We start from the raw sequence: 11952 nt of genomic DNA, 5'->3' as shown, positions 1-11952 counted from the left end.
TTTCCCCATTCAACCAGTGCCGGCCAGTGGCCGGCGACGATCAGATCGGCAGCGGCGGGGCGGGGGGGGGGGGGGGGGGGGGCCCGCGCGGGGGGGGGGGGCGGGGGGGGGCGGGGGGGCGGGCGTGTTGCTCAGCATGGGTGCGGCGCATTTATGATGGTGTGGGGCTTGCGGGGGGGGGGGCGCCGGCTCGCCCGTCGCTGTCAGGGACTCGATGCGGTCCGTGCGGAAGGCCCGGACCCCGTCCCGCAGCCGGCACCAGGCGACCAGGTACCAGTGGTCGTGGTCCGCGATGTATCCCAGCGGCTCGACGCACCTCGTGGTGGCGGTGCCGTGCCGGTCCGCGTACTCGATCCGGAGCACCGTGCGCTCGTGCAGCGCGTCGGCGACCACGCGCGGGACCGTGGGGGTGGTGCCACGGGACGCGAGGTCGGCCATCTCGCGGGCGGTCACCAGGTCGGCGTCGGGCATCACGCGCACCAGCTTGCGCAGGGCCGCGGCGGCGTCGGCGTGCAGCGGGGTGCCGGCCAGCCCGTACAGCCCGATGGCGATCGCGACCGCCTCGCTCGGCGAAACATCGAGAGTGCAGCGCATGGGTCGACGCTACGACCGGCCAAGCTGATCGAACAAGCGTTCGACGTGATCCTGTGCGCGGGCTGGTAACGGCCAGCGCCAAACCACGCTATCCGCGCATGACGGGCGTGGATTTTCAGGCGCGGGACAGGTTCCCCAGGGCGGCAGCCCAGGTCACGCCTCCAGCCTCGGTCGGGTACCACCCTCGTCACCGGAGAGCCCGGCGCCGACCCCGACGAAGTAACCGCCCAACCCCAGAGGCTCGAGCTGGGCGCGCGGGCGCCCAGCTCGAGAGCTCCCAGCAGCCACCGGCCGGAGTCCAGGCCGCGCCTCTGCCGCCACAGGTTCCCTTGATCGACGCTCCAAGATCAACCCAAGACGTAGATCGTGGTACTCAGGTGCCCCTGCGGGGGCACCCAAGTACCACGATCTGCCCAGAGCCAGCCGACGCTGACGCTGATCAAGGGACGCCGCCCCGGCAGGCCTCGACGCCGAAGCTCCATAGACCCAGAGATACAGATTTGGGCTACCGCGACGCCCGTCGTGGTCCAGACCGTCGCGCGGGGTCCCCGGGGAAACGTGGAGCGCAGCGGAGCGTTTTCTTGGGGTGCATTCCCGCGGCCTCACCCTCCGCGCCTGGTCGCGGTTACCCTCTTCGCCCGCGGCGCGGGCCGCTCGTCGACGTGCCCCGTTCGTGCGGGCAGCTCCAGAGCTCCACGCACGCACACCTCGGCTCCGGCAGACAGCGCAACCAAACCGGCGCGGACCCGCCAGCGGAGGGCGGGGAAGTCGGCGAGCGCCAGCGAGCCGCCGGCCAGAGCGGTGCCCGCGGGAATGCACCCAAGAAAATCTAGAGAGCGCCCAGGTAGCGCTGGCGCTCGTACGGGGTGACCTCGCGGCGGTACTGCTCCCACTCGGCGCGCTTGTTGCGCAGGAAGAAGTCGAAGACGTGCTCGCCGAGCACCTCGGCGACCAGCTCGGAACCGGCCATCACGTCGATCGCCTCGGAGAGGTTTTCCGGCAGCGCCTCGTAGCCCATGGCCTTGCGCTCGGCGTTGGAGAGCGACCACACGTCGTCCTCGGCGCCGGGCGGGAGCTCGTAGCCCTCCTCGATGCCCTTGAGGCCGGCGCCGAGCAGCACCGCGAACGCCAGGTAGGGGTTGGTCGCCGAGTCGAGGGAGCGGACCTCGACGCGGGCCGAGTTGGGCTTGCCGTACGCCGGGACGCGGACCAGCGCGGAGCGGTTGAGGTGGCCCCAGCAGACGTACGCCGGGGACTCGGTGATCCGATCGGGCAGGGCCTGCGGGAAGAGCCGCTTGTACGAGTTGACCCACTGGTTGGTGACCGCCGTGTACTCCCGGGCGTGCACCAGCAGGCCGGCGATGAAGGCCTTGGCCACCTTGGAGAGCTTCATCGGGTCGCTCGCGTCGTGGAACGCGTTGCGCTCGCCCTCGAACAGCGACAGGTGGGTGTGCATGCCGCTGCCCGGCTGGTCGGTGAAGGGCTTCGGCATGAACGTGGCCCGCACGCCGTGCGACAGCGCCACCTCCTTGACCACGTGCCGGAACGTCATGATGTTGTCGGCGGTGGTGAGCGCGTCGGCGTAGCGCAGGTCGATCTCCTGCTGGCCGGGCGCGACCTCGTGGTGGCTGAACTCCACCGAGATGCCGATCCGCTCCAGCGCGAGCACCGCCTGGCGGCGGAAGTCGCGGGCGATGGCATGGGTGGTGTGGTCGAAGTAGCCGCCGGCGTCGACCGGGGTGGGGATCGAGCCGTCCGAGGCGCCGTTCTCCAGCAGGAAGAACTCGATCTCCGGATGGGTGTAGAAGGTGAAGCCCTTCTCCGCCGCCTTCGACAGGGCGCGGCGCAGCACGTGGCGCGGGTCGGCCCAGGAGCCGCTGCCGTCGGGCAGCAGGATGTCGCAGAACATCCGGGCGCTCTCGCCGCTCACCCCGCCCTCGAACGGGAAGACCTGGAACGTCGTCGGGTCGGGCATGGCGATCATGTCGGACTCGAAGACGCGGGCGAAGCCCTCGATCGCCGAGCCGTCGAAGCCGATGCCCTCGTCGAACGCCGCCTCCAGCTCAGCGGGCGCCACCGAGACGCTCTTGAGCGTGCCCAGCACGTCGGTGAACCACAACCGGACGAACCTGATGTCGCGCTCCTCCAGAGTGCGGAGCACGAACTCCTGCTGACGGTCCACTTCAACCCCTAGTGACGCTGTAGCTGTAGTGACGCTGTTCTTCCCTGCGCCGTTCGCCGCCTGGCGTCCCCGCCACACGGCCAACGGCGCCCAAGCGGTGTAGCTGCGCGAAGGCTAGCGGATCAGACCCGCCATGCCGTTACACCGACGTTACGTGAAGAGGGCGCTGGCCGCCGTACCGGGTCCTGGCGCAACCTGTCCGGTTCGTGGCCGTTGATACCAAACGTACGGGAGGGGACAAGCGCCATGCCACGATTCCGCATGATCGCCGGCGGGGTCGCGCTCGGCGGTGCACTGGCCGCTGTGCTGGCCACCGCCGGCGTGATCGACGTACCCGTGCACCAGCGCGACCGCCCGGCCGCGCCGAGCCCGTCCGCGCTGGCCGGGCCGCTCACCGCGACACAGCCGGAGCTGGCCGAGGCGCTGCTGGCGCAGCGGGACCTGCCCGAGGGGTACCGCCCCGCGCCGGCCCCGCAGCCGACCCCGGTCGAGGACACCGGCCGGACCGAGGGGTGTCGAGCGCTCTTCGAGCGGCCCTGGGATGTGGCCGGCGCCGGCGCGCGGGACCGGGCGGTCGGCGACTACGCCGGGGGCCAGCGGGCCACGCTGCTCCGCGAGGCGCTCGCGCTCTTCGGGCCCGGCGGCGCGGCCCGCGCGGTGGGCGAGCTGCGCCGGGCGTCCGGCTCCTGCCCGGAGTTCGACGCCCGCCTGGAGGACGGGACCGCCGTCCGGGTCCAGCTCCGCGACATGGCACTGCGGCGGGTCGGCGACGAGGCCTACGCGGTCAGCGTCACGGCCCGCCCGCTGGGCCGCCGCGACGCCTCTGGTACGCGACACGGGTACCTGGCCGTCGGACGCCTCGGCCCCGTGCTGTCGGTGCTGCGGCACCTCGGTCCGGCCGGCTCCGCCGACCCGGGGCAGGTCGCGGCGATGCTGACCCGGGCGCTGCGCCGGGCGGCGCCCCTCGTGCCGCGGGACGAGCGCCGTCTCACAGGGCATGATCGGCGCGGAGTTGGGAAGATGGAGCCATGCCGACTCTGCGCCTCGCCCTCGCCCAGGTAAACCCGACCGTCGGCGACCTGTCCGGCAACGCGGCCGCGGTGCGCGAGTGGAGCCGGGCGGCGGCTGACTCGGGCGCCCAGCTCGTCGCGTTCCCGGAGATGATGCTGACCGGATACCCGGTCGAGGACCTGGTCTTCCGGGAGTCCTTCGTGGCCGCGTCGGTCGCCGCGCTGGAGCGCCTCGCCGCCGACCTGGCCGCCGACGGCCTCGGCGACCTGCCGGTCGTGGTCGGCTACCTCGACGCCGACGGCGCGGCCCGGATCAGCGCCGAGGCCGAGCCCGACCGGGGCCCGCGGGACGCGCTGGCGCTGCTGCACGGCGGCCGGGTCGCCGCCCGGTACTACAAGCACCACCTGCCCAACTACGGGGTCTTCGACGAAGACCGCTACTTCGTGCCCGGTGACGTCCTGACCGTCGTCCGCCTGGCCGGCGTCGACGTGGCTCTCACCGTGTGCGAGGACATCTGGCAGGCCGGCGGGCCGTTCGCGATCGCCCGGGACGCGCGGGTCGGCCTCGTCGTCAACATCAACGGCTCGCCGTACGAGCTGGACAAGGACGACGTGCGGCTTCCGCTGGTCGCCCGGCGGGCCCGGGAGGCGGGCGCCCCGGTGGCGTACGTGAACATGGTCGGCGGCCAGGACGAGCTGGTCTTCGACGGCGACTCGATGGTGGTCGCCGCGGACGGCACGCTGCTGTCCCGCGCCCCCCAGTTCGCCGAGCACCTGCTGATCCACGACCTCGACCTGCCGGCCGCCGACCCGGACGCGCCGGAGGGCGACCTCGGCGAGATGCGCGTGCGGCGGCTGGTCGTCGAGCCGGTGCCGCCCGCACCCGCCACCCCGGTCGAGGGCGGCGTCGCCGAGCGGGTCACCGACGAGGCCGAGGTGTGGCAGGCGCTCGTGCTGGGCCTGCGCGACTACGTCCGCAAGAACGGCTTCCGCTCGGTCGTGCTCGGCCTCTCCGGCGGCATCGACTCCTCGGTGGTGGCGGCGATCGCGGTCGACGCGCTCGGCCCGGAGCGGGTGGCCGGCGTCTCGATGCCGAGCCAGCACTCGTCCGAGCACTCCCGCGACGACGCGGCCGACCTCGCCAAGCGCACCGGCCTCGACTACCGGATCGAGCCGATCCAGCCGATGGTCGACGCGTTCCTGGCCAACATGTCGCTCTCCGGCCTCGCCGTGGAAAACCTCCAGGCGCGGGTGCGCGGCGTCATCCTCATGGCACTGTCCAACCAGGAGGGTCACCTGGTACTGACCACGGGCAACAAGAGCGAGCTCGCGGTCGGATACTCCACTTTGTACGGTGATTCGGTCGGCGGCTTCAACCCGCTCAAGGACGTGCCCAAGACGATGGTGTGGACGCTCGCCCGCTGGCGTAACGACGAGGCCGAGCGGCGCGGCACCGAGCCGCCCATCCCGGAGAGCGCGATCAGCAAGCCGCCCAGCGCCGAGCTGCGCCCGGGCCAGCTCGACAGCGACTCGCTGCCCGACTACACCGCGCTCGACGCGATCCTGATCGGCTACGTCGACGGCGACAAGGGCCGCGACGACCTGGTCGCCGAGGGGCACGACCCGGCCGTGGTCGACAAGGTGCTGCGGATGGTCGACATGGCGGAGTACAAGCGCCGCCAGTCCGCGCCCGGTACGAAGATCTCGATAAAGGCATTCGGCCGCGACCGCCGCCTGCCGATCACGAACCGGTGGCGGGAGCCCTCCGACCGGTAGCATGGGTGGATCGAGGGAGGTGAGCCATGACCACGGTCCATCCCAAGCCACGCCCGCGGGTGGAGCTGCCGCGGCGTCCGTTAACTCTTGACGACGTGACCGAATTGGCCGCCGCCGACGAGTCCGGCCACCGCTACGAGTTGGTCGACGGCACCCTCTTCGTCGCGCCCCCAGCCGACGCCGGACACGCCAACCTGGTCGTGCGCATCGGTGCCTGGTTCCTTTCCACATACCAGCAGGACTTGGTCTTGGCGACACCTGGGCTGCGCATCACCGAAAAGTCGGATGGCCGCGTCCCCGATCTTCTGGTCGTTCGCGATCCGGTTCCGCGCGGCGTGGTCTGGGTGGATCCGGCAAACGTGGCGCTTGTCCTGGAAATCGTCTCGCCCGGCTCGGAGCGGATCGATCGCGAGACCAAGCCCGGCGAGTACGCTCGGGCTGGAATCGCCCACTTCTGGCGGGTCGAGCGCGGCGACAATGCCGAGGCGACAGTGCACCGATTCCGCTTGGGCAACGATCAGCGAGGCGAGCCGACCTATCTGGATCATCAGGCTGTCCTGCTCGAAGACATGCTCGCGAGCAGGCCGCCCGACCTGTGGTGACGCGAGCCGTCGGCCTGAGGAGGTGAGCCGTGACGACCGTACATCCCAAGCGGCGGCTGCGAGTCGAGCTGCCCGTCTACGAGCTCACGCTCGATGACGTAGCCGAGCTGGCCGCGGCGGACGAGCACGGACACCGCTACGAGCTGATCGACGGTAACCTCCTCATCATGGCGCCGGCCGACGCTGATCACATGAGCGTCATCGCCGACCTGGTCACGTGGTTTCGCACAAATGGCTACGCCAGAGGTCTCGTGCTTCCGACGCCCGGCATTCGCATCAACGGACGATCGTCTGGCCGCAATCCAGATGTGATGGTGCTGCGCCGGCCCGTCTCCGGCGGCACCGTGTGGATCGAGCCGGAAGACACAATCCTCGTAGTCGAGGTCGTCTCGCCCAGCACTCGGAGTGAAGACCGGATGCGAAAGCCAGCTGAGTATGCCGGTGCCGGAATCAGGCACTACTGGCGGATCGAGCGCGACAGCGGGCAGGCGACGGTGCACATGTTCACGCTCGGGATCGACAAGCACGGCGAGCGGGCGTACCTCGGTCACGAGGCAGTGCTTCTGGATCGCCTCCTCGAAGGGGCACCGCCCACCCTCGCGTAACGTGTGTGAAATCTTCCACTAACACCTGACGTGTCCGGTCGGTGCGGTGGGACAGTTGCTCCTAGTGACCCGGGGACCGCGTCCGCGGCCTCGAGGCGAGAGGAGACGACGATGTCCGAGCCGACTCTGTACGGCGGTCCGGCCACCCGGCGGGTACGCACGCGCGACCTGATCGCGGCCAAGCAGCGGGGCGAGCGGTGGCCGATGCTCACCTCGTACGACCAGTACACCGCCGCCATCTTCGACGAGGCCGGCATCCCGGTGCTCCTCGTCGGCGACTCGGCGGCCAACAACGTGTTCGGCTACGAGACGACCGTCCCGGTCACGGTCGACGACCTGCTCCCGCTGGTCCGCGCCGTGGTACGCGCCACCAAGCGCACGCTGGTCGTCGCCGACCTGCCGTTCGGCTCGTACGAGGAGGGCCCCACCCAGGCGCTGCGCACCGCCGTCCGGTTTATGAAGGAGGGCGGCGCCCACGCGGTCAAGCTGGAGGGCGGCCGCCGGGTGGCCGAGCAGATCGCCGCGATCACCGGCGCCGGCATCCCGGTGATGGCCCACGTCGGCTTCACCCCGCAGAGCGAGCACGCGATCGGCGGCTACCGGGTGCAGGGCCGTGGCGACGCGGCCGAGGAGGTCGTGGCCGACGCCCACGCGGTGGCCGAGGCGGGCGCGTTCGCGGTCGTACTGGAGATGGTGACCAGCGAGGTCGCCAAGCGGATCGCGCACGACCTCGCCATTCCCACGGTGGGCATCGGGGCCGGCCCGGACACCGACGCCCAGGTGCTGGTCTGGCAGGACATGGCCGGCCTGCGCACCGGCAAGGGGCCCCGCTTCGTCAAGCGCTACGCCGACCTGGCCGGCGCGCTGACCGACGCCACCAAGCGCTTTGCCGACGAGGTCCGCGGCGGCGAGTTCCCCGGGCCCGAGCACGCGTTCCACTAGGCCCTCCCCCACGTTTGTGATCGAAGCTCCCTTCAAGTCGCTAGAACGACTTGAAGGGAGCTTCGATCACAGCCGGACGCGGCCGTCGCGGTGCGCGGCTCAGTTCCCGACGCCGAGGCTGGACATGTACATGGGCGGGTACCGGTCGCCGCGCGCCGCCCCGGCCGGCACCGCCTTCTCGATCTCGGCGAGGTCGTCCGCGGTGAGCTCCACCGCGATCGCGGGCAGCGCCTCGGCCAGCCGTACCCGGGTACGGGAGCCGACCAGCGGCACGATGTCGTCGCCCTGCGCGGCCACCCAGGCGATGGCGAGCTGGGCGACGGTGCAGCCCTTCGCCTCGGCGACCCGGCGCAGCGCCTCGACCAGGGCGAGGTTGTGCTCCACGTTTCCGCTCGCGAACCGCGGGCTGAGGCCGCGCAGGTCGCTCGGGCCGGCGGCGTGGCCGGCGCTCCAGTGCCCGGAGATGAGGCCGCGGCCGAGGACGCCGTACGCGGTCAGGCCGATGCCGAGCTCCCGCAACGTCGGCAGGACGTCCGCCTCCACCGCACGGGACAGCAGCGAGTACTCGATCTGCAGGTCGGCGATCGGGTGTACGGCGTGCGCGCGGCGGATCGTCGTGGCATCGACCTCCGAGAGGCCGACGTGCCGCACGTACCCGGCGTCGATCATCTCCTTGATCGCGCCCACCGTCTCCTCGATCGGCACCGCCGGGTCGAGCCGCGCCGGGCGGTAGATGTCGATGTACTCGGTGCCGAGCCGGGTCAGCGAGTACGCCAGGAAGTTTCGCACCGCCTCGGGACGGCTGTCCTGCCCGCCGAACGCGTGACCCGGCCCGCGCAGCTGCCCGAACTTCACGCTCAGCAGGTAGCTGTCCCGGTCCCGGCCGCGCAGCGCCTCGCCGAGCAGCATCTCGTTGTGGCCCATGGCATAGAAGTCGCCGGTGTCGACCAGCGTGACGCCGGCATCCAGCGCGGCGTGCACCGTGGCGATGCTCTCCCCGCGGTCGGCCGGGCCGTACGCGCCGTCCGACATGCCCATCGCGCCCAGGCCCAGCGCGGAGACGGCCGGCCCGGTGCTTCCCAAGGTTCGTGTCTGCATGGCTCCACCGTGCGCCGGCGCCGGGCCGGGCGGCAGCGGAGCGTTCATCGTGGGAGAGCCGCTCCCTGGATCGCCGCGGGGGCCGGGCGGAGCATGGAGGCATGCAGCGTGACCAGCTCGCCGACTTCCTGCGCCGCCGCCGCGAGGCGATCCGCCCGGCGGAGGTGGGCATCGCCGCCGGCCCGCGCCGCCGCACCACCGGGCTGCGGCGGGAGGAGGTGGCCATGCTCGCCGGCATGTCGGTCGACTACGTCGTCCGCCTCGAGCAGGGGCGCAGCAGCCAGCCCTCGACCCAGCTGCTCGGCGCGCTGGCCCGCGCGCTGCGCCTCTCCGAGGACGAGCGCGACCACCTGTTCCACCTGGCCGGCCACCAGCCTCCGCCGGCCGACGGCGTGGCCCGCCTGGCCCGGGCGGGCCTGCTGCGCGTCCTCGACCTGCTCGGCGACACCCCGGCCATGGTGATCTCCGACCTGGGCGAGGTCCTCGCCCAAAACCGGACGGCCGTCCTGCTGGCCGGCGACCACACCCACTTCTCCGGCGACCGGCGCTACGTCGTGTACCGCTGGTTCACCGAGCCGGAAGCCCGCGCCGTCCACCCGCCGGAGGAGGTGAAGCACCACGCCCGCCGCATCGTTGCCGACCTGCGCGCGGCCGCCGGCCGCCGCTCCGAGGATCCCGCGGTCGCCGGACTTGTCGAGCGGTTGCGGGCGGCGAGCGCCGACTTCCGCCGGCTCTGGGCCGAGCACGAGGTGGCGGTCCGCCGGGCCGACCGCAAGACCTTCGTGCACCCGCGGGTGGGGCGGGTGCTGATGGACTGCGAGACGCTGGTCACGCCCGACCAGGGTCAGCAGCTGCTCGTGCTCACCCCGGCGGACGCCGAGGCCCGCGAGCGGCTGGAGCTGCTGCGCGTGCTCGGCGTCGAGGAGTTCCCCACGGACGCCACGAGCGCGAAGGAACGGGATCAGGCGGCGTCCAGCTGAGCCTCCAGCAGCGCGCGGGCTTCGGCCAGCGACGGGCCGTACCAGGTCAGGTGGCGGCCGGAGACGAGCGCGTACGGCACGCCAGGAAACGACTCCGGCCCGTCGCCGGCCGTGAAGGCGTACGGCTCGTCGGGGAGGACCACGAGGTCGGGTTCGCGGGCGAGGATCTCGGCGAGCGGCGGTCGGGGATAGCGGTCGGGCGCGTCGTCGTACAGGTTGTGGACGCCGAGCCGGCGCAGCAGGTCGCCGGCGAACGTGTCGCCGCCCAGCACCACCCAGGGCCGCCGCCAGACCGGCACCACCGCCCGCCGCGGCGGCCCCTCTGCCGGCCGTTCCCAGGCGGTGCGGGCCTGCCCCAGCCACGCCGGCTCGCCCGCGCCCAGGACGGCCATCAGCCGGGCCAGTGAGGTGAACGCCGCGTCGAGCGTGCGCGGGTAGGTCACCCAGACCGGCACGCCGGCGTCGCGGAGCGCCTCGACGTCCTCGCGGCGGTTCTCCTCCGCGTTCGCGACGACCAGGTCCGGCGCCAGGGCGAGGACGCGCTCCACCGACGGGTACTTGGAGCCGCCGACCCGCGGCACGTCCAGCCCGGCCGGGTGGGTGCAGTAGTCGGTGGCGCCGGCGAGCAGCCCGGGCGTGCTCACCGCGATCGCCTCGGTCAGTGACGGCACCAGCGAGACCACGCGGCTCGGCGGGCGCGGCAGGTGCACCGCCGCGCCCAGGTCGTCGTTCACTCGGCGCGGGTGAAGAGGATGCGGCGCTGCCCGGGGTCGGCCGTCACCAGGCGGGCCCGGATCCGCTCGCCGAGCGGGAGGTCACCTTCGCAGCGGGCGCGGACCGGTGGCTCGTCGAGCGCGATCATCCCGCCCGGTACGCGCTTGGGGCGGTCGTCGAGGTCGAGCACCGCGGCGTCGAACTCCTCGCCCACCCGGCCGGCGAGCAGCACCGCCTCGGTGAGGTCGACGGCGGCGCGCTCGGCGGTGGAGGCGATGCGGTCGGTGCCGGACATCACCTCGGGGAGCTTCGGCAGTGCCGTGCCGGCCCAGTCGGGCACGGGAGCGCCGGCGAAGAGCGCGAGGCACACCTCGGTGGCGTACCGGTCGGCCAGCCGCCGCAGCGGCGCCGTCACGTGCGCGTACGGCGCCGCCACCGCACCGTGGCCCGGGTCGTCCGGCACCTTGCCGTCGAACGCGGTGTAGCCGGCGCCGCGCATCAGCTCCGCCGCGTGGTCGAGGAACGCGGCGGCGTGCGGCCGCGCCGGGTCGACGGCGGCCACCACGCGCCCGACCGGCGTACCGTCCGGCCACTGCACGCCCAGCGCGGCGGCGGCTGCGCGGAGCTTGGCGATCGACTGCTCGCGCGGCGCCGGCATCGTACGCAGCAGGCCGACGCCGCCGTCGAGCATCACGCGCGCGGCGGCCATGCCGGTGAGGAGCGAGATCTGTGCGTTGAACTCCTCGACCGGGTACGGCGCGCGGAGCACCAGGCGCCATCCCGTGCCGTCCGGCTCGATGTCCTGCTCGGGCAGCGGGAGGCTGATCGCGCCGCGGGCGAGGCCCCGCTCGACGAGGAGCGCGCCGAGCGCGGGGAGCGCGGCGATCGGCTCGGGCAGCCGCCCGGCGTCGGCGTCGGACTGCACGCCGGCGTAGTCGAGCTTGGCCCGGCTGCGCACCCGGGCGCGTTCGAGGTGGACGGAGGTGGTCTCGCCCGAGGAGTCCAGGTCGATCGTCCAGACGACAGCGGCCCGCTCCTGGTCGGGCAGGAGGCTGACCGCGTCTTCGCTCAGCGCGACGGGGTGCAGTGGCACCTTGCCGTCAGGGAGGTAGACGGTCTGCCCGCGGCGCCAGGTCTCCGCCTCGAGCTCGCCGCCGGGGCGTACGTACGCCGCGACGTCGGCGATCGCGTAGTGCACCCGATATCCGCCGGCGCGGCGCCCGATCCACATGGCCTGGTCGAGGTCGCGCGAGGTGGGCGGGTCGATCGTGACGAACGGGATGTCTGTGCGGTCGGCGGCCGGAAGTGGGGTCCGGTGTGCCGCCTCGTCGGCTTCGCGCTGCGCCGCGAGCGGGAACTCCTCAGGGAGCTCCAACTCGCGGCGCAGCTTGCCGAAATCGATGCGGGGTGCGACGACGCGTCGAATAACCACGCGGTCATTCTTACTGC

Annotated in this window: 12 protein-coding genes; 7 read left to right on the top strand and 5 right to left on the bottom strand. The window is 72.6% G+C overall.

Annotation, left to right across the window (positions count from 1 at the left end; genetic code table 11):
* Positions 1–9: 9 nt before the first annotated feature.
* Positions 10–438, bottom strand: a complete 429-nt coding sequence (locus RB614_RS44210; RefSeq protein ID WP_428982899.1) for a helix-turn-helix transcriptional regulator — start codon at positions 436–438, stop codon at positions 10–12.
* Here RB614_RS44210 and RB614_RS01595 point away from each other — a divergent pair.
* Positions 334–663 carry a hypothetical protein gene (locus tag RB614_RS01595; RefSeq protein WP_308710482.1) on the top strand — a complete coding sequence of 110 codons (330 nt, stop codon included), beginning with the start codon at positions 334–336 and terminating at the stop codon, positions 661–663. The genes RB614_RS44210 and RB614_RS01595 overlap by 105 nt on opposite strands.
* 760 nt (positions 664–1423) lie before the next feature.
* Here RB614_RS01595 and glnA read toward each other — a convergent pair.
* The gene (glnA, locus tag RB614_RS01590; RefSeq protein ID WP_308710481.1) at positions 1424–2776 is read right to left on the bottom strand and encodes a type I glutamate--ammonia ligase; all 1353 of its coding nucleotides are present in this window, start codon (positions 2774–2776) and stop codon (positions 1424–1426) included.
* Between the two features lie 246 nt (positions 2777–3022).
* On the opposite strand from glnA, the gene RB614_RS01585 reads away from it, so the two are divergent.
* The 5 genes from RB614_RS01585 (at position 3023) to panB (ending at position 7711) form a co-directional block, all read left to right on the top strand.
* The gene (locus tag RB614_RS01585) at positions 3023–3838 is read left to right on the top strand and encodes a hypothetical protein (protein WP_308710480.1); all 816 of its coding nucleotides are present in this window, start codon (positions 3023–3025) and stop codon (positions 3836–3838) included.
* The gene (locus RB614_RS01580) at positions 3805–5562 is read left to right on the top strand and encodes an NAD+ synthase (RefSeq protein ID WP_308710479.1); all 1758 of its coding nucleotides are present in this window, start codon (positions 3805–3807) and stop codon (positions 5560–5562) included. The genes RB614_RS01585 and RB614_RS01580 overlap by 34 nt, the downstream gene beginning before the upstream one ends.
* A 26-nt stretch (positions 5563–5588) precedes the next feature.
* Complete coding sequence (locus RB614_RS01575) at positions 5589–6164, top strand: Uma2 family endonuclease (protein ID WP_308710478.1); 576 nt, start codon at positions 5589–5591, stop codon at positions 6162–6164.
* Between the two features lie 29 nt (positions 6165–6193).
* The gene (locus tag RB614_RS01570; RefSeq protein WP_308710477.1) at positions 6194–6769 is read left to right on the top strand and encodes a Uma2 family endonuclease; all 576 of its coding nucleotides are present in this window, start codon (positions 6194–6196) and stop codon (positions 6767–6769) included.
* Positions 6770–6880: 111 nt separating this feature from the next.
* The gene (panB, locus tag RB614_RS01565) at positions 6881–7711 is read left to right on the top strand and encodes a 3-methyl-2-oxobutanoate hydroxymethyltransferase (protein WP_308710475.1); all 831 of its coding nucleotides are present in this window, start codon (positions 6881–6883) and stop codon (positions 7709–7711) included.
* Between the two features lie 99 nt (positions 7712–7810).
* Here panB and RB614_RS01560 read toward each other — a convergent pair whose 3' ends face one another.
* Positions 7811–8809: an aldo/keto reductase gene (locus RB614_RS01560; protein WP_308710474.1), complete on the bottom strand. Its 999-nt coding sequence runs from the start codon at positions 8807–8809 to the stop codon at positions 7811–7813.
* Between the two features lie 101 nt (positions 8810–8910).
* Between RB614_RS01560 and RB614_RS01555 the strand changes: the two genes are divergently transcribed.
* A complete protein-coding gene (locus RB614_RS01555) occupies positions 8911–9789 on the top strand; it encodes a helix-turn-helix transcriptional regulator (protein ID WP_308710473.1) in 879 nt (292 codons plus the stop codon).
* Here RB614_RS01555 and RB614_RS01550 read toward each other — a convergent pair.
* Together RB614_RS01550 and RB614_RS01545 are read right to left on the bottom strand one after the other, a co-directional pair.
* Positions 9771–10523, bottom strand: coding sequence for a helical backbone metal receptor (locus RB614_RS01550; RefSeq protein ID WP_308710472.1), 753 nt, complete (start codon positions 10521–10523; stop codon positions 9771–9773). The genes RB614_RS01555 and RB614_RS01550 overlap by 19 nt on opposite strands.
* Positions 10520–11935, bottom strand: a complete 1416-nt coding sequence (locus RB614_RS01545) for an RNB domain-containing ribonuclease (protein ID WP_308710471.1) — start codon at positions 11933–11935, stop codon at positions 10520–10522. The genes RB614_RS01550 and RB614_RS01545 overlap by 4 nt, the downstream gene beginning before the upstream one ends.
* Between the last annotated feature and the right edge of the window lie 17 nt (positions 11936–11952).

The organism is Phytohabitans maris, assembly GCF_031085175.1.
GTDB lineage: Bacteria > Actinomycetota > Actinomycetes > Mycobacteriales > Micromonosporaceae > Phytohabitans > Phytohabitans maris.
The sequence above is the reverse complement of the archived record's forward strand: the minus strand, read 5'-3'. Positions and strand labels throughout refer to the sequence as shown.